Source organism: Bacillus sp. FDAARGOS_527, assembly GCF_003812125.1.
Taxonomy (GTDB): Bacteria; Bacillota; Bacilli; order Bacillales; family Bacillaceae_G; genus Bacillus_A; species Bacillus_A paranthracis.
The window spans coordinates 3,702,981-3,727,001 of record NZ_CP033795.1; the positions used below are offsets into that span (position 1 = coordinate 3,702,981).

26 protein-coding genes are annotated in these 24,021 nt (G+C 34.3%); 8 read left to right on the forward strand and 18 right to left on the reverse strand.

Annotation, left to right across the window (positions count from 1 at the left end):
• Positions 1–47 precede the first annotated feature (47 nt).
• Complete coding sequence (locus EGX95_RS21840) at positions 48–1,337, forward strand: MFS transporter (RefSeq protein WP_000749779.1); 1,290 nt, start codon at positions 48–50, stop codon at positions 1,335–1,337.
• Positions 1,338–1,474: 137 nt separating this feature from the next.
• On the opposite strand, the gene EGX95_RS21845 is transcribed toward EGX95_RS21840, so the two are convergent.
• The 5 genes from EGX95_RS21845 to EGX95_RS21855 form a co-directional block, all read right to left on the reverse strand.
• Entirely contained in the window at positions 1,475–4,024 is a 2,550-nt protein-coding gene (locus EGX95_RS21845; protein ID WP_014298008.1) for a class III lanthionine synthetase LanKC N-terminal domain-containing protein, read from the reverse strand.
• Positions 4,025–4,059: 35 nt separating this feature from the next.
• The gene (locus EGX95_RS21850; protein WP_000528928.1) at positions 4,060–4,569 is read right to left on the reverse strand and encodes a GNAT family N-acetyltransferase; all 510 of its coding nucleotides are present in this window, start codon (positions 4,567–4,569) and stop codon (positions 4,060–4,062) included.
• 64 nt (positions 4,570–4,633) lie between these two features.
• Complete coding sequence (locus tag EGX95_RS30540; RefSeq protein ID WP_000994778.1) at positions 4,634–4,723, reverse strand: class III lanthipeptide; 90 nt, start codon at positions 4,721–4,723, stop codon at positions 4,634–4,636.
• A 44-nt stretch (positions 4,724–4,767) separates the two neighbouring features.
• Entirely contained in the window at positions 4,768–4,857 is a 90-nt protein-coding gene (locus EGX95_RS30545; RefSeq protein ID WP_000994777.1) for a class III lanthipeptide, read from the reverse strand.
• A 548-nt stretch (positions 4,858–5,405) separates the two neighbouring features.
• Complete coding sequence (locus tag EGX95_RS21855) at positions 5,406–6,101, reverse strand: hypothetical protein (RefSeq protein WP_001252900.1); 696 nt, start codon at positions 6,099–6,101, stop codon at positions 5,406–5,408.
• Between the two features lie 95 nt (positions 6,102–6,196).
• On the opposite strand from EGX95_RS21855, the gene EGX95_RS21860 reads away from it, so the two are divergent.
• Both EGX95_RS21860 and EGX95_RS21865 read left to right on the forward strand, forming a co-directional pair.
• Positions 6,197–6,376: a hypothetical protein gene (locus EGX95_RS21860; protein WP_000342760.1), complete on the forward strand. Its 180-nt coding sequence runs from the start codon at positions 6,197–6,199 to the stop codon at positions 6,374–6,376.
• Positions 6,377–6,471: 95 nt separating this feature from the next.
• On the forward strand, positions 6,472–7,038 hold the full coding sequence (locus tag EGX95_RS21865) for a DinB family protein (protein WP_000834361.1): 567 nt from the start codon (positions 6,472–6,474) through the stop codon (positions 7,036–7,038).
• A 54-nt stretch (positions 7,039–7,092) separates the two neighbouring features.
• On the opposite strand, the gene argH is transcribed toward EGX95_RS21865, so the two are convergent.
• Positions 7,093–8,484, reverse strand: coding sequence for an argininosuccinate lyase (gene argH, locus EGX95_RS21870; RefSeq protein ID WP_000041272.1), 1,392 nt, complete (start codon positions 8,482–8,484; stop codon positions 7,093–7,095).
• Positions 8,481–9,686: an argininosuccinate synthase gene (locus tag EGX95_RS21875; RefSeq protein ID WP_063246731.1), complete on the reverse strand. Its 1,206-nt coding sequence runs from the start codon at positions 9,684–9,686 to the stop codon at positions 8,481–8,483. The genes argH and EGX95_RS21875 overlap by 4 nt, the downstream gene beginning before the upstream one ends.
• Before the next feature lie 166 nt (positions 9,687–9,852).
• On the opposite strand from EGX95_RS21875, the gene EGX95_RS21880 reads away from it, so the two are divergent.
• Positions 9,853–10,170, forward strand: coding sequence for a hypothetical protein (locus EGX95_RS21880; protein ID WP_000417212.1), 318 nt, complete (start codon positions 9,853–9,855; stop codon positions 10,168–10,170).
• 28 nt (positions 10,171–10,198) lie between these two features.
• On the opposite strand, the gene EGX95_RS21885 is transcribed toward EGX95_RS21880, so the two are convergent.
• On the reverse strand, positions 10,199–10,393 hold the full coding sequence (locus EGX95_RS21885; RefSeq protein WP_000910278.1) for a hypothetical protein: 195 nt from the start codon (positions 10,391–10,393) through the stop codon (positions 10,199–10,201).
• Between the two features lie 842 nt (positions 10,394–11,235).
• Here EGX95_RS21885 and EGX95_RS21895 point away from each other — a divergent pair.
• Positions 11,236–11,898, forward strand: coding sequence for a YitT family protein (locus EGX95_RS21895; RefSeq protein WP_001244517.1), 663 nt, complete (start codon positions 11,236–11,238; stop codon positions 11,896–11,898).
• A 31-nt stretch (positions 11,899–11,929) separates the two neighbouring features.
• Here the strand turns inward: EGX95_RS21895 and EGX95_RS21900 are convergent, their stop codons facing one another.
• Positions 11,930–12,763, reverse strand: a complete 834-nt coding sequence (locus EGX95_RS21900; RefSeq protein WP_001256869.1) for an EcsC family protein — start codon at positions 12,761–12,763, stop codon at positions 11,930–11,932.
• 136 nt (positions 12,764–12,899) lie between these two features.
• Here EGX95_RS21900 and EGX95_RS21905 point away from each other — a divergent pair, with 136 nt between their 5' ends.
• Positions 12,900–13,535 (forward strand): DUF1796 family putative cysteine peptidase, encoded by a 636-nt coding sequence (locus EGX95_RS21905; protein ID WP_001053723.1) that lies wholly within the window; start codon positions 12,900–12,902, stop codon positions 13,533–13,535.
• A 226-nt stretch (positions 13,536–13,761) separates the two neighbouring features.
• A complete protein-coding gene (locus EGX95_RS21910) occupies positions 13,762–14,196 on the forward strand; it encodes an NUDIX hydrolase (RefSeq protein ID WP_000283491.1) in 435 nt (144 codons plus the stop codon).
• 23 nt (positions 14,197–14,219) lie between these two features.
• Here EGX95_RS21910 and ackA read toward each other — a convergent pair whose 3' ends face one another.
• The 5 genes from ackA to EGX95_RS21935 all read right to left on the reverse strand — a co-directional run bounded on the left by ackA (position 14,220) and on the right by EGX95_RS21935 (position 18,578).
• Positions 14,220–15,413, reverse strand: coding sequence for an acetate kinase (gene ackA, locus EGX95_RS21915; RefSeq protein WP_000034576.1), 1,194 nt, complete (start codon positions 15,411–15,413; stop codon positions 14,220–14,222).
• A 299-nt stretch (positions 15,414–15,712) separates the two neighbouring features.
• Positions 15,713–16,699, reverse strand: coding sequence for a class I SAM-dependent methyltransferase (locus EGX95_RS21920; protein WP_000084357.1), 987 nt, complete (start codon positions 16,697–16,699; stop codon positions 15,713–15,715).
• A 197-nt stretch (positions 16,700–16,896) separates the two neighbouring features.
• Positions 16,897–17,397 carry a thiol peroxidase gene (gene tpx, locus EGX95_RS21925; protein ID WP_000024528.1) on the reverse strand — a complete coding sequence of 167 codons (501 nt, stop codon included), beginning with the start codon at positions 17,395–17,397 and terminating at the stop codon, positions 16,897–16,899.
• A 134-nt stretch (positions 17,398–17,531) separates the two neighbouring features.
• Positions 17,532–17,927 (reverse strand): GerW family sporulation protein, encoded by a 396-nt coding sequence (gene ytfJ / locus EGX95_RS21930; protein WP_000350002.1) that lies wholly within the window; start codon positions 17,925–17,927, stop codon positions 17,532–17,534.
• A gap of 12 nt (positions 17,928–17,939) precedes the next feature.
• On the reverse strand, positions 17,940–18,578 hold the full coding sequence (locus EGX95_RS21935) for a DUF2953 domain-containing protein (RefSeq protein WP_000620650.1): 639 nt from the start codon (positions 18,576–18,578) through the stop codon (positions 17,940–17,942).
• A gap of 205 nt (positions 18,579–18,783) precedes the next feature.
• On the opposite strand from EGX95_RS21935, the gene EGX95_RS21940 reads away from it, so the two are divergent.
• Positions 18,784–19,587: an NAD kinase gene (locus EGX95_RS21940; RefSeq protein ID WP_000785168.1), complete on the forward strand. Its 804-nt coding sequence runs from the start codon at positions 18,784–18,786 to the stop codon at positions 19,585–19,587.
• A gap of 234 nt (positions 19,588–19,821) precedes the next feature.
• Here the strand turns inward: EGX95_RS21940 and EGX95_RS21945 are convergent, their stop codons facing one another.
• From EGX95_RS21945 to EGX95_RS21960, 4 genes are all read right to left on the reverse strand, one after another.
• The gene (locus EGX95_RS21945) at positions 19,822–21,390 is read right to left on the reverse strand and encodes an amidohydrolase (RefSeq protein ID WP_000503956.1); all 1,569 of its coding nucleotides are present in this window, start codon (positions 21,388–21,390) and stop codon (positions 19,822–19,824) included.
• A 71-nt stretch (positions 21,391–21,461) separates the two neighbouring features.
• On the reverse strand, positions 21,462–21,893 hold the full coding sequence (locus tag EGX95_RS21950) for a VOC family protein (protein ID WP_000600363.1): 432 nt from the start codon (positions 21,891–21,893) through the stop codon (positions 21,462–21,464).
• A gap of 102 nt (positions 21,894–21,995) precedes the next feature.
• A complete protein-coding gene (mbcS, locus tag EGX95_RS21955; protein WP_000817739.1) occupies positions 21,996–23,582 on the reverse strand; it encodes an acyl-CoA synthetase MbcS in 1,587 nt (528 codons plus the stop codon).
• A gap of 222 nt (positions 23,583–23,804) precedes the next feature.
• Positions 23,805–24,002 (reverse strand): alpha/beta-type small acid-soluble spore protein, encoded by a 198-nt coding sequence (locus tag EGX95_RS21960; protein ID WP_000124489.1) that lies wholly within the window; start codon positions 24,000–24,002, stop codon positions 23,805–23,807.
• Positions 24,003–24,021: the final 19 nt, after the last annotated feature.

Below are 24,021 nucleotides of genomic sequence, written 5' to 3' on the forward strand. Positions count from 1 at the left end.
ACAAAAAAATAAACAGTATAAGAACTAAAACGAAGGGGACATGTGTTTTGAAAAAATCATCTTTATTTCAAATAATAAAAGTATTAACAAGCCACTTTATTAGTAATTTTGGTAGCCAAGTGTTTTCATTTGGTATAGGTTTATTTGTCTTAAAAGAAACTGGATCTGCATTAAGTTTTGGGATAACAATATTGATTGGACCTTTAATATCCCTTCTACTAACCCCCTTAGTGGGATATACGGTCGATAAATTAAACCGTAAAATAATTGTACAAGGAGCTCAAATATTAAGCATATTATCATTGATATTCTTTTTTATTTTTTCAAAATCATTTGATTCATATATGTATATTACAACTATATTATTATTAATTGTTTTACATACGTGTGATAAATTTTTAAGCGTTGCATTTAACGCTTCCATTAGTTCACTTGTCTTTAATAAAGATATTCAGAGGACTAATTCCTTTCTACAAGTATCATCATCTTTATCTATGATTTTAGCACCAGTGTTCGGCAGTTTGTTGTATGCCTACCAAGAATTCCCTTCATTTGTATTAACAATAATTTTTACAGAAGCACTTTCTTTTGTTGTTAATATCATTATTAATTTTAACTTTAATAAAAGTGTTAACGAATCCACTGAATACGAAAAAAATGAAGAGGGCATTTGGTTATCTTTTCTTTCAGGTATGAATTATATTAGGGGAAATTCTATTATTAAATTTGTTATTGGTATGGCGGTATTTGTTAACTTATTCATTACTGCTTTGTTTATAGGGTTACCTTTTGTAGCAATTAAAACCTTTCAGGTCAACGATATTCAATATGGATTAATTGAATCAGGAATCGCAATTGGGATATTTATTGCCGGTATTATTATGAGTATAAGAAAAGATATAGAAGATCCTTTAGGAAACTTACAACTTGGTATTATCGGTATTGGCATATTAGTATCTTTAATAAGTATTCCTTTCCTATTCTCGTTAAATAATACATGGATAACTGTATACTATTTTATAATAAATGCCTTAATTGGAGGTATAACTACAAGTGTAAATATACCAATTATGGTCATCTTACATAAAACTATTAAAGAAGAATTTAAAGGAAGGGTTTTTAGTATATTTTTTACTTCCGTTCAATTGTTTAATCCGCTAGGAATAGTTATTTTTGGTATTCTTTTTGAAAAGATAAATCCTAATATGATATTTATTTCTGTAGGAATCTCGATAATTCTAACAGTAAATCTTTCTACCTATCAACTCTTAAAAAAAGAAAGAAGATTAATCTTAGAGAAAAGTGTGTTACGTAAAGGTAACAAGATTATTTCTTAGTTGAAAATATATTTAAAATCCTTTCATATAGAGGAGAAAGCCGGATGGTATCTAATACCATCCGGCTTTCTCCTCTCGATTATTACTTATCATCCAGTCTATTAGTATAGAAAGTTATATATGAATATTATGTATAATCAACAGGAAGTATTTTGTAATAAAGAATTATCTTTAGATTTCATTGTTTGATTTAATTTTTTATAAAAATAGAGAATACCCGCTAATCCTTTTTCAAAATCCAAACCTAAATTCAGTAAGTCAACTCCTGGATAATAATGATTCCCTTCAAATGGCACCTTAAATGATTGTATACTCTGGAATATTTCATATGCTTTTTGTAGATATAATTCATTATTAAAATAATGGTAAGCATCAAGAAAAGCATCGCCAATACCAGCTAATCCATAGAAGTATGACGGGTTAGAGGCGAATTTACTATCTATTCCATCCAAGAGTAGGAGTAGATATTTTTCAAATACATCTTTACTTGCAGTACTATAGTTCAAATGCCTTATTATTGTTTTTACTAATCCGGCTCCACCATTGGCTAAATATGGTGAAAAAACATTTGAATTGGATTTAATTGGAAGTGAAATTCCCTTAAAAATATTTTTTTTATGAGACAGTATTTTTTTTATAAGAGATTCAGATAAAACTAAATATTTAGTTTCTAAAGTAAATTCATATAAATATGTATAGAAATATGCAACCCCCGTCAATCCATCTAACAATCCTAAGTTTATTCCTATTAAGTCTTTTTCAAGTTCAGAGATAACTAATTTCTGAATCCTTTTTTCTAAATCTATAGCTTTAGTAAGAAATGATTTATCTTGTGATTTTTTATACATGTGTAAGTAAGTAATACCAATACCACATAAACCATTGCGTATATTTATATCAGATAAATGTTTAATTTCATTATCAATTTTTTTTATATAGCTTTCAATATCCTTGAATTGACCGATTAAAGACTTGTAAAATAGGTATCCAGAAATACCATTAGCTAGACTTATATCATTAATTTTTAAAATTTGATCCTTCATATGATTTTCTTCTGAAATATGAATTCCACCCATTAAGGATATTAATGGATATCCGTATAATAAACTATAATCATTTTTCTCAGGAGAATTAATAGGATAAAAAGCTTTGCTATGTTTATTATAGTGGTATTGGATAGTTTTCTTTAAGCTATTAATTTCTTCTGATAAACAGGGATAAATTTCTTTTTTGATAGCATTATCATATGTAACTTTTAAATTATCATTTTCAAGTAACTTCAAGACATATTCAAGCTCAATATTTTTAGACTTTATCAGCAGATTTATGATTTCCACAAAAATTTTCGGTACTTGATATTCAATAGCAAAGGATTGGAAAATACGATCTGTCATCCCTCCGGTTCGATCTAAATAGAGCAGTTTATTACTATTACTAAACATATTTAAGAATAAATATCCTAACTTTTGTTTATCCTGATTTTTAAGGCTTAATTCATCTATTCCCTCATTATAAAATCCAACTGTTTTCGCATTAAATTGAGGCTTTTTATCAATTAATTGTGCATCTTCTAGATCAATAAAAGTAATACTCGTATTATTTACTATTATATTATCAGAAGAAATATCTCCTAATACTATTTCAGATTTATGAAATTCAATAACCGCTTTTAAAATATTTATAAATATTTCTTTAATTTTTTTATAACAATGAATAAGTTCTTGTTTATTTTCTTTATGCATCACCGCTGGTCCAGCTGATGCAGCATAATCACTGAAATTAATACCTTCAATATATTCTAGAGCTATATAGTAATGTTCCCACTCCCAAAATTCATCTATTATATTAGGAGTATAAGGAGACGAAGCCAATATTCCAAGATTTCTTTTCTCATTCTTCCGAAAATATATACTTGTTAGTTCTTCTGAAATTCCAACGTATGGACGTGCTTCTTTTAAGACCACTTTTTTATGCATCTCTTTTGCATAAGCTATATATATTCCTCCACTATTATTAATATTTATAGCACTTTCAACTAAATACTTTTTAGATAAATATTTAGGTTCCTGTATCAGCTCCTCACTAAAAGGAGGGGTAACAAAATCGGGCTGAAAATAGTAACAGTCTTTTAGATCCTTTATTGTCTCTCCATCAGGACCAATTAAATAATCTTGATAGGAATCACTTTGAGGATTAATTAAACCATATCTATAATATATAACTTTTGCGTCAAGATATCTTTTATCAGTCAATATGTATGGACCATTAAATAATTTTAATTCATCATATAAAGATTCCAATATGTATTTGAAGCTTTTTTCATCATCTGGATAAATTGTAATGTATTTACCAGCACTAAATCTATTAGCAGATTTCTCAAGAAGAGAAAAAAGAATATTCGTGTTATTTATGTATTTAAATGTAATTTTATTTCTAAAACAATAATCACTAACTATATTTAATATATCTTGATAGTTATCATAGTAACAGGAAATGTGTATTTTCCAGCCCTGTCTAGGTAATGGTTTAAGCGACAAATCAAATTGAGTGAAGAAATTATAATCACAAGATACATCTTTCATAAACGAGTTTTTTATATATATATTTTTTTCCGTTTTATTATTTTGACTATAATAAAAAAAAGAATCATTCATTTGCGATAAATCCCGTTCATTCAAATTATTCACACTACTTTCTATATTTTTTCTTATGCATTTTAACTTTAAGTTAACCAAGTAGAATATATTTTAAAGTCATAAAATTGATTATTTTTCTTTATATGTTTTTGAAAAGTACATTCATTTATAAACCCTTTTTTTTCTATAAATCGTATTGCAAGTGGATTATATTCAAATACCTCTGCTGAAATTTTAATAATAGCTTCTTTTTCTTTTAACTTCTCCATTAAAAAATTAAAAATTACGCTTCCAAATCCTTCGTTAGTGCAGTCTTTCAATAAAGATATTCCAATTTTTGCCCTTTGATGAAACTTGGAGTAATCGTAAATTATACCAACACCAATGGGTTTAGTATGATTTTTAACAATATAAAGGGCTCCATTAGATTCGTCTCTTAAAAATTCTATCGTATCTAATAAATTTTCAGGGTTATTTAACTTAATGTCTGGACTTAATGCCTGCTCCACAACTTCATCTGATGTATATAATTTAAAAAGAAAATCTAAATCCTTTTCTTCAGCTTTTTTAAAAGATATATTTTGATAATTCCCCATCTGAATTCCTCCAAAAAAATTATAGAAAAAATGGATAGATCAATATCTATCCATTTTCACTCTATTAATCAGCCATTTTGCATCTTTTAGTAATAATGATACCTTTTTTCTCAACTTCTACATTCATTTTTTGTAGGTTTAATACAGCATTCATTAGAATCTCTCCTAGTATTTGATTTATTAGTAATTTCTTTTAAATTAACCTTCGTATTTGCATTTACGAGTATAAATAATACCTTTTTCTTCAACTTTAGCACTAATTTTTTGTAAGTTTAATACAGCATTCATTAGAATCCCTCCTAGCATTTGATTTAAGATTAAATTTTTTCAGTAAATTCAATCTGTTGGTAATATCTTACCATTTCATTTTAACTTTATCAATAAAAAAAAATGAATAGTTATTTTTTTTTATTACTGTTTGTTTTTTTAAACAGTAATCTTTTTAAAACTCACATTTCCTATGAGTTAACTATGTTATAGAATATTAAATCACAATTTTAGTAAAATATAAAGGTGCATGAAGCTGGTTATACGACAATATCCGAAACTATCAATGAAGCTAAATTATTTTCTTTTAATATTTATAAAAATATATTAAACTACTTATCCTCTAAATTTCTTACTAATCTTGAAAATTTAATTAACATAAATACAAGGTTCATAACCATTTCTCTAAAAAATTACTTGTCCTCAAAAACGAAGAAAATGATTTAAATCTCTAAAAATAATTGTAAAGATATAAAGTTTGGTACTGTGCTAAGAATCATTTTTTTATCAAGGTCAAAAAAGCATAACCCCGCACTAAATTTAGTACGGGGTTATGCTTTTTAACTCTTCTATGTGAGATACTTCACTATAAATACAAGACAAACTACCACAACAATAGCAATCGCCAACACATAAGGCGGAAGAAACTTCAAAGACCATAATGCCATCATAATCGTAGCTACTGTTAAATAAGATTGCCTTGCATCTTCTGTCATTTTTTTACGAAGGCAGAATACATACAAATAACCGATTGGCGGCGTAATAAAGCAAAGAACATATATAATTTTAGATTTCAAATACCATTTTTGTTCCCCAAGTTTCTGTATATCTCCTTCTATTCTCTTATGCTCTTGTTCTCTCGCTTCTTCTACAAGCGGATCTTCCCCTTCTCCTCGCTTTTCTTTCATATAAGGAAGAAAATGCATGAAAAAATAGTATGCAAATACGAACGCTCCAAATCCAATATTTACTCTTTCTAATGGAATATGTTCACTAAAACAAGCAGCGGCAATCACTAAAGAAAAACAATACGTCGTTATCCAAAATGAACGTTTTCTCTTTTTTCGTTCCATTTCTTTTTTATCTTGTACAGGTTTTCTTTTCGAAAGCCATATCGAAATACAGCAGTCTACTACAAATAGAATAAAGATAAATATCCCGATATGTACTGTTTCTACATCCTCAAATGAAAAGATATTTGGGAATGCAACGTGCAATACAATTAGCGTATACAAAATTAACCCTATAAAATAAATACGTCTCATTTTCCATCCCCTTCTTATTTCCTAACATTAGGTTAACATACATTTTTTAGAAATAGACGGACAAAATATATATGTTTAAAAAAGGAGGATGCCACATGGATGATTCTGAACGTATTATTTTAGATGTGAATGGGAAAGAAATCGAAATGTTAGATACGATTCGTACTCATTTTAAAGAGAAACATGGAGTTGAACTAAGTAACGGTGCACTGCTTAGAGATTTGATGGATATTGAGTATATTCGAATTACGGAAGATCGACATAAGTATGATTAATCGATACATTTTAGGCCTAGAGCAAATTGCTCTAGGCCTACCTACATCCACACGAAAAATGCTATAATTAGGAAAAATGTGGAGGGTGTCAAAATATGAAATCCGAAAATATCTCAAAACATTTTCAAACATTACATGTACAAAGGAACGAGTTCCTTCCTCATCTCCATTCACTATCTCAAGAACAACTATGGTATCGCCCGCAGAATGGAAAATGGTCTATTGGGGAGCATTTTTATCACTTATATTTAATTGCAAAAATGCTCAAAGTAGCGATTAAATTCTCATTCACCCTTATCCCTTATGCAAAGCTAAGAAAAAATGCCTCATTTTCCACTGAAATACATGACATTTATGCCGAATATAAAGAAAAGCATGGCAAAGGAATGAAAGCACCTTGGATTTTAATCCCTTCAAAAAAAGTCTATCAATCTATGAATGTAACTCAATTAGAAGAATTACTTACACGTGAAACAAATGAAATAAAAAAACTCGTTCAAAATATAGAAGAAAATGTTGCAGGGCATATCGTATTTTTAGATCCAATTGCTCACTATCCTAATTTGATTCAATCTATTCAACTATTAGCGATACATGAGAAACATCATTTTATGATTATGAAAAATAATTATGAAATGATAGATACTCCCCTGAAAATCTAAATATAAAAAGATAAGGTGCTTTCTAAAAAAGCACCTTACCTTCTATCTCATACATCATTTAATTCCTACAAACTCTCCAACCAATCCCTTCGCCTTCTCCAAAGCTTTTTCAATTTGCTCAAATCCAGTCCCGCCAGCACTGTTACGACGCTTTACAGCTGCATATGGTGACAGCACTTCATACAAATCTTCTTCAAATAACGAGCTCATTTCTTTATACGTTTCAAGTGGTACATCTACTAAATAAATTCCTTTTTGTGTACAGTGCAGCACTAGCTTTCCAACAATTTCATGAGCTTGACGGAATGGTAGTCCTTTGTTTGCTAAGTAGTCAGCAATTTCTGTTGCGTTAGAGAAATCTTGCGTTACAGCTTGCCCCATTTTTTCTTTGTTGACAGTCATCGTCTCTAGCATGCCTGCCATAATATGAAGGCATCCTTCTACTGTTTTTACTGTATCAAACATTCCTTCTTTATCTTCTTGCAAGTCTTTATTGTAAGCGAGCGGCAATCCTTTCATTACTGTAAGTAAGCTAAATAAATTACCGTACACTCTGCCTGTTTTACCACGAATAAGTTCCGCCATATCTGGATTTTTCTTTTGCGGCATAATGCTGCTTCCCGTTGCGTATTGATCGCTCATTTCAATAAATTGAAACTCTTGGCTACTCCATAAAATAAGTTCTTCGCAAAAGCGTGATAAGTGCATCATAAGCATAGATGAGTTACTGAGGAACTCCAATATGAAATCGCGATCGCTTACTGCATCTAAACTATTTTCATAGATTCCATTAAATCCAAGAAGCTCCGCACTATATTCTCGGTCAATCGGGAATGTTGTCCCAGCTAACGCTCCTGCTCCTAATGGTGAAATGTTAATACGCTTTAATGAATCTTCATAACGATTCACATCGCGCTCTAACATCCAAAAATAAGCGAGAATATGATGCGCAAATGAAATTGGCTGGGCACGCTGTAAGTGCGTATAGCCAGGCATAATCGTTTCAATATTATTTTCTGCTTGATGAACAAGAACAGTTTGCAATTGTTTTGTAGCTTTTATAATATGCTCTACTTTTTCATTTAAATATAAGTGCATATCTGTCGCTACTTGATCGTTACGACTTCGGCCAGTATGAAGTTTCCCGCCTACTTCACCGATTTTTTCAATTAACATCTTTTCGATATTTAAATGAATGTCTTCCGCTTCAACGGAAAAATGCAATTTATTTTGTTTCGCTTCTTCTAATAAATATTGAAGACCTATCTTTATTTTCTCTGCTTCTTCTTTCGTAACGATGCCTTGCTTTGCTAGCATCGTTACGTGCGCAATACTCCCGTTTATATCTTGATTTACTAATTGTTGATCGAAGGAAATGGATGCCCCGAACTCTTCAACCCACGCTTCCGCTTCTTCTGTAAAACGTCCGCCCCAAAGTTTGCTCACGCTTCCACCTTCTTTTGATTCACTTGGCTGTATACTTTCGTCGGTAAACCGAATAATGAAATGAATCCAACTGCTGCATCATGATTAAATTCATCCTGAGCAGTATACGTTGCTAATTTTTCATCGTATAAAGAGTACTCAGATTTACGTCCTTCTACAATTGCATGACCTTTAAATAATTTCACACGCACCATGCCTGTTACATTCTTTTGCGTTTCTTGTAAGAAAGCATGAAGCGCTTGTTTTAAAGGCGAGAACCATAAACCGTTATAAATAAGCTCTGTTATTTTTTGCTCAATCATCGGTTTAAAATGTGCTACTTCTTTTACGAGTGTTAAATCTTCAAGTTCTTTATGCGCCGTAATTAATGTCATTGCTGCTGGGCATTCGTATACTTCACGCGATTTAATACCGACAAGACGATTTTCTACGTGATCGATACGTCCAACGCCATGTTTTCCAGCAAATGCATTTAACGTTTTAATAAGTTCTGAAAGTGGGTATGCAGTACCATTTAAAGTCGTCGGTACGCCTGCTTCAAAGCCGATTTCTACAAACTCTGGTTTATTCGGTGTATCTTCTAATGCTAATGTCATCTCATATGCATCTTCTGGCGGTGCTGCCCATGGATCTTCTAAAATGCCACATTCATTACTGCGTCCCCATAAGTTTTGATCGATTGAAAATGGGCTGTCTAAATTAATCGGAATTGGTACATCGTTTTCTTTTGCATAGGCAATTTCTTCTTCACGTGACCATTTCCATTCACGTACAGGCGCAATCACTTCTAAGTAAGGATTTAACGCTTGAATAGAAACTTCAAAACGAACTTGATCATTCCCTTTCCCTGTACATCCGTGTGCCACTGCAGTCGCTCCTTCTTGTTCTGCAATCTCTACTAATTTCTTTGCGATAAGTGGACGAGATAACGCCGAAATGAGAGGATATTTCCCTTCATATAACGTGTGTGCTTGCATCGCCATCAATGCATATTCGTTTGCAAATTCTTCTTGAACATCAATCATATATGATTTAATTGCACCTACTGAAAGTGCTTTTTCTTTTACAAATGCTAAGTCTTTACCTTCCCCTAAGTCTAAACAAAGCGCAATAATATCATAATTCTTCTCTTGTAACCATTTAATTGCAACGGAAGTATCAAGGCCTCCAGAATATGCTAATACAACTTTTTTCTTCTCCATTTTGCATCCCCCTAAAGAATAAATATTCACTTTCTTTTATAATAATTCACACTTTAACACCTTTTACAAAATGTATCAAGAGTCATTTTCAAATTTTTTCAAACAATTTCGTCGAACTTCTTTCTGTTTTTTTGTACAATATAAGCAGGAAAACGGGGGTGAACTTATGGAAAAGTATTTCTTATACGATGAACATCTCGGAATTGAAATTCCGCATTTACAAGAAGACTGGGAAGATATCCCCGAAAAAATGCAACATGCGATTTTATTAAAATGGGAACAAGTTCGCGGAAAGATTCCTGATCGTATAAAAGAACTCGAACATTATATTAATGCAAAACAGCATCATTTAAATAACGAAGAAGACTTCGAAATTTCTTGCAAACTGAATTCAGAAATTGCCGATCTCGCTTCCATCATTAATGACCTTTGGCTTTGGTATCGACTCACTCAAAATGTATCTGAGGGGAAAGCACACCAATAAAAAAAGCATGCCCCTCAATTACTTTGGGTCATGCTTTTTTGTCGTAACACGATTTACAATATATTTCTTGTGCTGTTTTTGCCAAACACACATCAAATGGACCAACTAATATACTTCTTTCTTTCGGCAACTTTACAAAAGCAACAAGCTCTTCTTCATATTGAATCTTTTTCTGACATGAAACGCATATTAACTCTTTTCTTTTAAACATGTCTTTTAGCATATTCTCACTCTCCTCTTCATCTATCTATATTAATATACTCTCATAATAGTTAAAACTTGTAAAAAAATGACACATTATAAAGTAAATGATTCATATACTATGTACAAAAGGAGGCCTTACACTTATGCGCGCTTTCGTTATTATCGCTTTAACTTTTTTAAGTGTGATTAGCTGGGATGCGTTTTTTAAAGATAAAAATACAACTGAATAGAAACTCTTCTTTTCTTACTTATTGGACAAACTAAAAAAACGGTCCAATTCTCCAAAATAACTTAGGCTTTTCTACAAAAATATTTAAACATAACAATTTTTGTAGATTTCCTCCGTTTATTGTCGGTTTCCATCCGCATACATTTTTTGAAAGTATGATATAATAATATAAATCTTGAAGGAAGGGATTTTGATATCATGATCGCTCGAAGGAGCATGTGGCATCGTATTGACGAATCATACACGTAGCGTATTTTCCAGCTCAGATACTTTAGTCTAGCGAAAAAAATACGAGAGTGGGGAAATTATGATTGCCCGAAGGATAATTTGGCAAAAAAAAGACTCTTCTTACACATAGCGTTTTGTTTAGGGCTTAATTGTTACTAGCTAAACAAAACAAAGAAGAGTAGGATTGCTAAATGAAGAATCCTACTCCACGTTTTGTTTAGTCGTTTTAAGACTTAAACTAAAACGAAAGTAGGGAGAATTGATGGACGAGAGGATTATTCGTTATTTCTTCAGCGACATATAGCGTAGTTAGTTTTTTCGTAAACTAACTGAAAGCTACATGTGAGCTCGTAGTTAGTTTACAACACAAAAAGGACTACTAACTACGGAAAGAAGGAATAACGATGAGGAACATCCAAAGTCGACAAATTATTAAAGAAATTTTTATGGTTTTAATCGGTTCATTTATTTTAGCAGCAGCGCTATATCACATTCACTTCCAAAACCACTTAACAGAAGGTGGCTTTGTAGGTATTGCACTATTCATCCAAAATTTTTATGATATTTCACCATCTATTTCAACTGTAATGATGGATATCCCAATTATTCTACTATGCGCTTCATTGTTAGGTAGAAAAATGGTTGGCTATTCATTCTTAGGTTCAATTTCATTCGGAGTATTTTATTCTCTTATGGAAAATTATTCTCCATTTACGGTCGATTTATCAAACAATTTATTTATAGCTGCAGTAGTTGGCGGTGCGTTAGCTGGTATTGGACTCGGTTTTATATTGCGATTTGGCGGTGCAACCGGTGGGGACGATATTTTAACAATTGTATTAAGTAAAAAAACACGTTTTACAATTGGGCAAATTTTCTTCGTCTTTGACGCGATTGTTCTTGCGCTTTCATTATATTATTTAAATTGGACAGAAATTGCTTTTACTATTCTTTCGATTGCCGTACAGGCAAAAACATTGGATTTAATTTATTATCCAAAAACAGAAAAAGCAGAAGAAAAGCAGCCAGTATCTATTCCAATGTCCAAAAAGCATGCAACAAATTAAAAAAGCGAAAGGCTTCGGCCTCTCGCTTTTTTTATGCTCTTTTTTCCTTCTCGACTATGTGGCGCACTTGATAAAATCTATTTGCAAATTCAGTAACGTTTCTTGTTAAACGATAATTCACTGTAGACCCGATTGCCATTCCAATTACCGGAATACCTTGGAATAATTTACGACGAAGAGCATAAATCGAAAATGTTTTCAAAATTTGTTTTAAAATAATTTCAGTCGAAGCTGGTTGTAACACCGCTTCATCTCCTTCGTAGAAGAAGGAATCTTCTTGTTCTAGCTCTTGCAGTAAATTGTACCATGCGTATTGCTGAAGTCTTCCTGGTAGTAATGACGCATGAAATACCTTTAACGCAAGCATCATTTCATAAGGCTTGTTCACATCATGCCCAAATGACGTTGCAATAAGTTGGACAGCCTTCACATTTAACGCAATCATAACAGGAAAATCAGCTGTTAATAATAATAAACCTCCAGCACCCGTTGCTCCGCCTTGTACGAATGAATATAGGCGATGGCGTGCTGTTTGCTGCTCTGCTATGTATGTTAATTGATCAATAGATAATGCTTTTAAATCCTCTAGTTGCTCAATCGATTCATCAAATAATCTCGATGTTCCTAAAATACGATTACGCGCCTCTAACTGTGATTGTGAACTTTGAATCAATGCATGCAAATGAAAGAGCCATCCATCTGCTTTCGTAAAGAAATCTTTTCGTTTTTTCTCAGGTAGTTTCGCAATTGTATTATGTACCCATTTATCAAACAGTTTTTGAAAATCAGTCGCTTCTTGCTCAACTAATTGCGATTCCCATTCTTTTATATTGTCTAAAATGGCTTGTTCTCGCTTCGATCGCATCGTAACAACCACCTCGTTCGATTTTTTTCTATTGTAACATATTTCTGCTTATTCTTTGCAAATATGCTTGTCTATCTTTATTCACATACCACTTTTAGTGACATAAAATATTAACAAAAAGGATGAGATAAATCACATGAATCTATCCGATATAAAAAAAGAATATCATGCAGTATTTAGTTTAGGACAAAACTGCTGGCCTGCTTGGGCGTTATATCAATTCAAATTATCGCCATTTTTTGGCGTTATTGATTTTATGCTAAGCCCATCATTAGAAAAGGTGAATATATTATTACAAAATCGATTTGACCGTTTTTTACAGTTAGAAAACTTATCCTTCATCTCATTTTGGGATGATGATGCGAAATTAAGACTACGGGACAATCTATATGAAATCGACTCCTGCCACGACTTTAAAACAGATGTAAACACACCAACTTCTTGGCCTTCTTATACAGAAATTAAGTTAAATTATGAGCACCGAATTAATCGTTTTCTAACAACAATTGACACAGCACAATCCATATTATTTATTCGAACTGGAGGAACATACGAAGAAGCACGTTCCTTGGAACACATTTTATCTCAAATCGTTACACATACATTCTCTGTCCTATTACTCATTCCTGAAGATGTACCAACTGTTACGGAAGAAGATTGGGGATTGCAAAATATTTGCGTTATAAAATGTCCTATTATGGATGTATTTCAGTACAATGAAGCATTTTGGAATGACTTATTTAATGGCATTGTAATTCGACCACATTCTTAAATACACGACACTTTTATTACGCAATACATTATAATCATCCTTATACAAAATAAAGTGAAACTTTAATCAGTGGGGGTTTTGTTCATCCCCCACTGATTATCAGCCCTCACCAATCGGACTTTTACGGACAGCCCGACCCCCACCTAACTTCTTTGCTTCCGCTGAATTTTGAGGTGGGGGTCTTACTGCCTGTTAAAGCGGGATAAATAAGGAGTGATTGTATTATATGTATCCACGTGCAAAAGCTTTCGGTCTTGCTTTACATCACGAGCGGCTTCTCGTACAAGAATATCATACAGGCGATGAAACATATTACCGGCCTCTTGGCGGTTCAATTGAACTTGGTGAAAAATCAGCACATACCGTTATTCGTGAATTTCAAGAAGAGCTTCATACAGAAGTGGAGATCACTGCTTATTTAGGTTGCTTAGAAAACATCTTTCACCTTGATGGAGAAATTGCTCATGAAATCATTCAGTTATATTCTTTACGCTTATTAGACACGTCACTATATGGAATGGAAGTACTGAATATACAAGATGAACAAACAGTATCGTATGCGAAGTGGATTCCCATTACAGCATTCATTCAGGAGAAAAAAGCACTATATCCAGATGGAATCTTAAACTATATCCAAAAGAAAAAAGACGAAATCCTATAGGACTTCGTCTTTCTTTTCATATATTAACCGATGTTTCCAAGACGTAGTACGTCACGAGCGATCATAACTTCTTCGTCAGTTGGAATTACAATAATTTTTACTGGAGAATGTGGGAAGTTGATGAATGCTTCCTCACCGAATACGTTATTGCGTTTTGCATCGAAGTATACGCCCATGTATTCAAGGCCTTCTAATACGCGTTCACGAATAATCGCACTGTTTTCACCTACACCAGCTGTGAAGATGATTGCATCTACACCTTTCATACGAGCAGTGTAAGAACCGATGTATTTGTGGATACGGCTTACGAATACATCAAGTGCTACTTTCGCACGGTGATCGCCTTCTTCTTCTTTCGCAATGATGTCACGTAGGTCACTAGAGTAACCAGTAAGACCTAACATACCACTCTTCTTGTTTAATACGTTAACTACTTCTTCTACTGTTTGGCCTGTTTTTTCCATGATGTATGGAATTAACGCAGGGTCAATGTTACCAGAACGTGTACCCATTGTTACACCAGCAAGTGGAGTGAAGCCCATAGAAGTATCGATAGATTTACCGCCTTCTACTGCTGCGATACTTGCACCGTTACCTAAGTGACAAGAAAGTAAGCTTAAGCTTTCAAGTGGACGACCTAATAGTTCAGCCGCACGTTCAGTTACATATTTATGAGAAGTTCCGTGGAAACCGTATTTACGGATACCGAATTTTTCATAGTACTCATATGGTAAGCTGTATAGGAATGCAGATTCCGGCATTGTTTGGTGGAATGCTGTATCGAATACTGCTACTGCTGGTACGTTTGGTAATACTTCTTGGAATGCTTTAATACCAACAACGTTTGCTGGGTTGTGAAGTGGTGCTAAATCGCTTAATTCTTCGATATCAGCTAATACTTCATCAGTAATTAGAACAGAGTCAGCAAATTTTTCGCCGCCGTGAACAACACGGTGACCGATACCGCCAATCTCATCTAGAGATTTAACGATTCCGTTTTCAGTTAATTTTTTAAGAAGCATATTAACTGCTACTGCGTGATCTGGAATGTTTGTAATTTCTTTTTGTTTTTCGCCATCTACAGTAATAGTGAAGATACTATCTTCTAAACCGATACGTTCTACTAAACCTTTTGTTAATACTGTTTCACTTGGCATTTCAAATAATTGGAATTTTAAGGAAGAGCTTCCTGCGTTAATCGCGATGATTTTTGACATCTAGTCTTTCGCCCCTTTTTCTCTTGGTAGTTGTGTGGATGTTTCCACAAACCGCTCGATTTTATCTGATCAAATTTACTAAATATGAAAACGTTTCATCATTAGTAAATTTTATACTCACGATTTTAATTTAAACATCGTACGACATATATTTCAAGTGAAAAAATTGTAACACCAAGAAAAAAAATATATTACAGATTTCAAAAAAATTCAGTTAAATCTTGTATATATTTAAAAATATGACATATCATATAAAACTGTACTACATGAATTACTAACCCTGTTACATATACCTAGCCTTATTTATGCGTTGCAAACCAAGTATTTAATTGGTCCATAATGTCCTCCATCGCCTTCATGTTGGAGAATTTAGGTAACTCCACTAATAACGCCTGTTTTGGCATCGTTACACTAGGACCTTTCTTTTGGAGAACAAATATACTTTTTGCATTTTTCTCGTTTTTAAACATGGAAACAGGTAGCTGTAATAACCCCTGAATAAAGCATGTTTCTTTAATAAATGCATGTAATTTCGGTGCTTGATCACTTTCAAAAATGAAGTTCGGTACTAGGAAGAATAAGTATCCGCCTTCTTTCGTATGCTTCACACTTTGTTCAATAAATAGGTGGTGGGCATATGACATTCCTTCATCTGCTTTTAACTTATATTCACTTGCACCGATTTCATTTGGATAGTAACCAACCGGTAAGTCTGAAACGACTGCATCAACTGGATCGATATAAAGCGGTGCTAGTCCATCTTGATGGAAGAATTCGATTGCATGCTTTTGTAAATTCGCATTTACTAAAGCAAGTTTAATTAGCACTTCGTCCACTTCTACACCAAATCCACTCATCGTAACGTTTTCTTGAGCACTATTGAAAACTGTCGTCATCAAGTTACCTGTTCCAATTGCAGGGTCTAACACAGTAATTTCATTTTGACCCTTCATAAATTTATGGAATAAGTAACTCATGAACATACCAACTGCATCAGGCGTCATTTCGTGATTCGCTTGTACGCCTTCCTTCATTCCTTTTAAGATGGCTAACTGAAATGCTTTACGAATTTCTTCACCTTTATATGTTTCTTCATTAAACGTACTATATTCACGATTCAGCCTTTCAATTGCTGATTCTGATAATTCCTCTTGTAAAATCGCTCCTTCAAACAAGTTATCCCCTGTTTCTACAAGCGCCTCTAAATATGTTACATCTAATTCTTTACGTAAAACTACCGCAGAAGAATCAAAAATAGAAAATAAAGTTTCTACTGTCTGACTCACGTACATTCCTCCTTCTCTCTTTTACACATAACTTATATCATACCATAATCTGATTTTTTCCCAAAAGAAAAAGCGACCTCTTTTTAAGAGCTCCCTTTTTAGTGATGTATGATGTAACGTCTTCTCTCGTATATCGATTCCATATAGCAATATATGAGAGAAGACGACCTCTTACAAAGAGGTCATCTTCGTTCACATTATTTTGCAGCTTTTGCTGCTTCTAATGCTGCTTCATAGTTTGGATGGCTTGTACCTTCGCTTACGTATTCTACGTAAACTACTTTGTCATTGCTATCTACTACGAATACTGCACGAGCAAGTAAACGAAGCTCTTTCATTACTAAGCCGTAAGCTTCACCGAATGAAAGGTCACGGTGGTCAGAAAGTGTAACAACATTTTCTAAACCGTTTGCTGCACACCAACGTTTTTGAGCGAATGGTAAGTCAGCGCTAATCGTTAATACTTTCGCGTTTTCAATACCTGCTGCATCTTGGTTAAAACGACGTGTTTGTGCATCACATACACCTGTGTCGATAGAAGGTACAACACTAATTAATTTCACTTCACCTTTGTATGTTTCTAAACTTACTGGAGATAAGTCATTTGCTAACACTTGGAAGTTTGGCGCTTGATCGCCAACTTTAACTTCTGTTCCAACTAAAGTCATTGGGTTACCTTTAAAAGTTACGTTTGCCACTTGAAAATCCTCCCTTATTTAAACAAAATATGTACAATGTAAATGATAGTTTGTCCCTATCGATAATGCAAATAAAATCGCTTTATTTACAAAAAAATTAAAGAAGCTAATCTATTGATCAGCTTCTTTATTCGTTAAATTTGAAATTCAGGATCGTCTTCTTTTCGTTTATCCATCATTTCTTTCACTTTATCAACAGCTTGTGGCGCTAATTCAATTATTTTATCGATGACGTGTGTTTGCTTATCTAAGTGCAACACTTTTACGCCTTCTCCATTTATAACAAGAAAAGCAACAGGATTAATAGAAACTCCTCCACCGCTTCCCCCGCCAAATGGATGGCGGCCTGAATGTTCTATTTTACCAAATTCACTTCCACCAGCCGCAAATCCGAAGCTAACTTTTGAAACGGTAAGAATTACACTTCCATCAGCAGCTTTAATTGGATCGCCGACAATTGTATTTACATCAGTCATTTGTTTTAAATGCTGCATTGCAGTTGTCATTAAACCTTGAATTGGATGGTCCATTCTATATCCCCCCTATGCTTGAACAGATTTTTCTGTCGTACCAGATCTTTGTCTTCTCATAAACACGAGTAATTTCACCGCTGTTTTTATAGTACGGAATATACGAAAAGATGCTGTTAACTCACATCTTGATGCAAATCCTTTCCCTTGAAAAACAGGAGTAATTTCAAATTCTGGTACGTCGACAATATGCATATATTGTCCTACAACTCCAGCAGCCATTCCTTTTGTCCCCCATGCATATCCGGTGACAATTCCAGTACTAGCTGCGTCGCCTGCTCCAATTTGCGTATGCCATTTCCAACCATTGATTTTCACTCGTTTGAGAAAATCTTTAACGATAGTATGAACTTCTTGAAGCTTTTTTATCAGTTCCCCCATACTATCAAGTTGTGCCATAATTTTATTGTCTAGTCCGCCGTCCTCTTCAGCTTTTTCGATTTTTTGTCCTGTTTTCTTCTGCTGTTTCTCAATTCTTTCCAACACATCAAATGTATATCGAATCATCCATATTTTCACTTGAAGCAAACATTGCTTTTCCATTTCTGAATATAAAAATGTCACTTTAAGCTTTATTTTCGACAATAGTATAAACAAAATAAAAAGGAGAAGAATTATTATTCCAATTACGAGCCACTTCATACGTATCATCCTTTCACTCCGTACCCATTATCGACAACTTTATTCATCATTAAACAGCGTTTCATAAGATTGAATATAAAAATTTTTCTAAAAATAAAAAGGTATTTTGACAATTTATATCGAAATATATTATTTGAACATATCATCAGGGAACGGACTCTAATGATATGTAGCACGAAGCATAGAAAATTTAACTGCAGTGGAGGGATACATAATGGCAGATCGTCGCAATTTATTTTTCTTTTATGGTGATGACAAAGCAAAGCTCGTTGAAAAAATGAAACCAATCTATCGTATTTTAGAAGAGAATGGATTTACCATATTAGATCATCCAAAAAATGCAAACGCTATCGTCAGTGTTGGAGATGATGCAACTTTCTTACAAGCCGTTCGTAAAACTGGTTTTAGGGAAGATTGTTTATACGCAGGGATTTCTACGAAAGATGAAATTTCATTCTACTGCGATTTCCATATTGATCACGTTGATACAGCCCTTCAAGAAATTACAAAAAATGAAATTGAAGTGCGAAAATATCCAACAATTGAGGTAGATGTAGATGGTAGCACATCTTTCCATTGTTTAAATGAGTTCTCATTACGTTCTAGCATTATTAAAACGTTCGTTGTAGATGTTCACGTTGATGATTTATATTTCGAAACTTTTAGAGGTGACGGTTTAGTTGTTTCTACCCCAACAGGAAGTACAGCTTACAATAAATCGTTACGTGGTGCAGTTGTTGATCCGCTTATCCCTTGCTTCCAAGTAAGTGAATTAGCATCTTTAAATAACAACACATATCGTACACTTGGTTCACCGTTCATTTTAAATCACGAACGTACATTAACTTTAAAACTAAGACCAGACGGTAACGATTATCCTGTTATCGGCATGGATAACGAAGCGCTTAGCATTAAACAAGTGGAAAAAGCTGTTGTACGCTTAAGCGATAAACAAATTAAAACAGTTAAATTAAAAAACAACTCTTTCTGGGAAAAAGTACAGAGAACGTTTTTATAGTATTAAAATAACCGTAGAATTATGGTGGCCCATAATTCTACGGTTATTTATTTACCCTGATTGGTGCGAGCAACAACCTCTCGCTATCCGGCCGATATTCTTGTCAGTTTTTGTCGGTAAGTCGATATATTCTAATAATCGCTCATATATTTGGAGTTACGGTCGATATATTTCAATAATCGCTGATATAATTCAGGTTACGGTCGATATATTCCGATAATCGCTCATATATTTTTACGCACCTTTTCTATAGACGACTTTGCCATCTATTACGGTCATCTCTGCTTGTACTTCTTTTATTTCCTCTGCCTCTATTTCAAAAATATCGCGGTCTAATATTGTAAAGTCTGCCTCATATCCTTTTGTAATTCGCCCTCGCTTCGCTTCTTTTCCGATTGCATAGGCACTTCCTGTTGTAAATAAAGAAACAGCCTCATATACCGTTAATCTTTCTTCTGGCATATAACATAAACCGTCAATAAAACTTCTACGTGTAACAGCGCTATATATGCCTAGAAACGGATTTACTTGCTCGATCGGAGCATCAGATCCCCCGTTACAGTGTAATCCCGCTTCCAGTAACGTCTTCCAAGCATACGCATAACGAAGACGTTGCTCGCCTAGTTTTTCAATGACTGATGGAAAATCCGATGAAACAAAGACTGGTTGTATATCAATAATGGCTTGTAAGTTTTTCATTCTTTCAATCAACTCTTCACGAGCTAGCTGACAATGAATAATACGGTCACGTAATCCTTCTGCTGGCGGATACAATTCAAGTGCATCAATGACATATTCAAGCGATAAGTCACCGATAGTATGAATCGCAACTGGCATATATAAATCTCGTGCTTTCTTCACTAATTCCGCAAGTTCTTCACGTGAGAAAATCGCAACCCCATTCGTTTCCTTCGCATCTTCATACGGTTCACTTAATAATGCGGTTCTTCCGCCAAAAGAACCGTCAGAAAAAATTTTCATTGCCCCAAATTCAATATAATGCTCATTTTCATATTCCTTTCGTTCATGTGCTACTTCATGGTGAACGAGTAAATGTGCTTTAAATGGCATTTCCTTTATGACATGAGAAAACGCATTATGCGTCTTTCTAAAACCACCGTAATAATTTAAATCTTCCGTATGCCCGCCAACGAGTCCATATTGCCAGCAGTCTTTAATTGCTGTTTGCAAAGCACTTTGTAAGTAGGCTTCATCAATTTCAGGCTGGACATGTTTGATTAACTCTTGGCCTTGTTCATATAAAAGTCCTGTTAATTTATTGAATGAGTCCCGTCCAACTTTCCCGCCTTTTGGATCTTCTGCCTTTTCTGTTATGTTCGCTTCTTGCAGTATGTATGAGTTCACCCATGTAACATGGCGACAAACTCTCTTTAATAAAATGGGATGTTCTTTCGAAATTTCATCTAAATCACGCGCGTGAACATCTTTCGTATCCTTAAAATTATTTTCGTTCCAGCCCTCTCCGATAATCCAAGAACCTTTCGGCGCTTCTTCTACTCGCTTCCGAACGAGAGTCAGCACTTCTCTATAAGATGTGCAGTTTGATAAATCTAAACGAAGTAACCTCTCCCCGTGACCAATAAGATGCATATGGCTATCAACGAGACCTGGAATCATCGTTTTGCCTTTTAAATCGCGCAATTTAGCCACAGCATATCGGTTTTCTAACTCTTTTTTACTTCCAACATCAACAATCATACCGTTTTCAACGTAAATAGCGTCCACTTTTTCATTTTCTTCTCTCATTGTGTAAATGTTGCCACCATACCAAATTTCCCCCATATATTTCATCTCCTTTATTTTTTATTGTATAAAAAAAAGCACCATTTCAAAACATGGTGCTTTTCTAAACATTACTTTTGTTCAGTAGTAGACGTTGTAACTTGCCATTCAATATTAAATTTATCTTTTACTTGTCCGTATGCTGGGCTCCAGAACGTTTCTTGAAGGGGCATAATAACTTCGCCACCTTCTTGTAACTTATCGAATACTTCTTTCGCTTTTTCTGCGTTACTAATTTGAATTGCGATTGTTACTTGAGATCCAATTGCATGCCCTTGACCTGGGAATGTATCAGAAATCATAAGATCCGTATTACCAACTTTTAAAGTAGCGTGTAAAACGCGTTCTTTCGCTTCAGCTGGAACCGGGTATTCTGGATTTTCAGGCATATCACCAAAAGTTTGCATGACTTCCACTTTTGCATCTAACGCCTCTTTATAAAACTGTACAGCTTCTTGCCCACTACCATCTAAAACTAAGTACGGATTAATACCTAAAATCATACGGACACCTCTTTTTTCAATTTATAAAATCGAACTTGTGTTCGTTTTTATATTATCATTGTTTGCCATTTCATTCAACTATTTCCTTCACTGTTTTCAAATTTATTTTGACGGAATCTCCATCTCTTGTTTTCTAAGCTCAATACGGCGGATTTTTCCAGAAATCGTTTTTGGTAGTTCATCTACAAATTCAATTTTGCGAGGGTATTTATATGGTGCAGTAAGTTCTTTGACGTGTTGTTGGAGTATTGGAATTAATGTTTCTTCGTTCTTTTCTATATTCTCTCTTAATACGATAAATGCCTTCACGACACTTCCGCGAATTTCATCAGGACTTGCGACAACCGCACATTCTCTCACGTAAGGGTGCTTTACGAGCGCATCTTCTACTTCAAACGGCCCGATTGTATAACCAGAGCTAATAATAATATCATCACCGCGCCCTTCAAACCAGAAATAGCCGTCTTCATCTTTTTTCGCTTTATCACCTGTAATATAATAATCACCGCGGAATTGCATCGCTGTACGCTCATCGTCTTTGTAATATTGTTTAAAGAGTGCCGGCGTTTCAATGTGAACTGCAATATCACCAACTTCGCCTACCTGTACCGGAATACCTTCCTCATTTACAATATCAACGTGGTTACCCGGCGTCGGTTTCCCCATTGATCCTGGTCTAATATCCATTCCTTTCATTACACCAACAAGCAATGTGTTTTCCGTTTGCCCATAGCCGTCTCTTACTGTAATATGAAAGTGCTTTTGGAACGTTTCAATGACTTCTCTATTTAACGGCTCACCTGCGGATACAGCGCTATGTAACGCTTCTAAATTGTATTCACTTAAATTTTCTACTTTTGCCATTAATCTATACTCAGTCGGCGTACAACAAAGCACATTCACCTTATTATCGTCTAATAAATTTAAATACGTTTTTGGTTCAAACTTACCGTGGTATACAAATCCTGTTGCCCCCGAGCCTAGAGTTGCTAAAAACGGGCTCCAAATCCACTTCTGCCAGCCTGGACTAGCTGTTGCCCACACAACATCATTCTCTTCAATTCCGAGCCAATTTGGAGCGCTCGTACGTAAATGAGCGTATGCCCACGCATGTGTATGAACAACACCTTTTGGATTTCCCGTCGTTCCTGACGTGTAAGATAAAAAGACCATATCTTCTTTATCTGTCTTCGCCATTTCTAACATGTCACTTTCTGTTTCTAACGCTGTTTTTAAATTGATCCATCCATCTACTGGCTGCTCGCTCAGAACGAATTTTTGAAGGGATTCCATCGCTTCTATATCATCAAACTGTCCAATGTACGGCTCATAACTTACGATTGCTTTTACTTCCCCATGTCCAATGCGGTACTCGATATCCTTTTTGCGTAACATTTCCGAACTCGGAATTACGACAAATCCTGCTTTAATCGCAGCGATATACGTCATGTATGCTTCAATTAAACGCGGCATCATAATGAGGAGCTTGTCCCCCTTTTGCAGACCACTCTTTATAAAAGCGTTTCCAATTTTATTTGCACCTTTCATTAACTCCGCGTATGTAACTTCTCGGCGATTCCCTTTATCATCTTGCCAAATTAAAGCAAGCTTCTCTTTATCACCTGTATATTTCTCTATTTCAGAAACTAAATTATAAGACGGTGGTGCCAACAATTCCTCTCTCTTCATAAACATCCTCCTTTTTCTTTATGCCTCCCTTATATAATAAAGAATTTTCTGTTAATTTTGAACCCTCATCTTTTGACAAATTTTTTAGTTCTGTCGAATATATCAAACACAACTTAGAATATATTAACAAAAAATTAAATATATCAATTTACCGACAAATGGCGCCACAACATAAAAAAGAAAGAGCGGGAGAACCCGCTCTTTCTAAGCCATCATATGGGATTATTTTTGGTAACCGCCTAATTGTTGCTCAGCTAGTGAAACTAGACGTTTAGTGATTTCACCACCAACAGAACCGTTAGCGCGAGCTGTTGCATCAGCTCCAAGTTGAACACCAAACTCTTGAGCGATTTCGTATTTCATTTGGTCTAATGCTGATTCAGCACCAGGAACCGCTAATTTATTTGTGCTACGTGCCATGTTATATCACCTCCTTGTG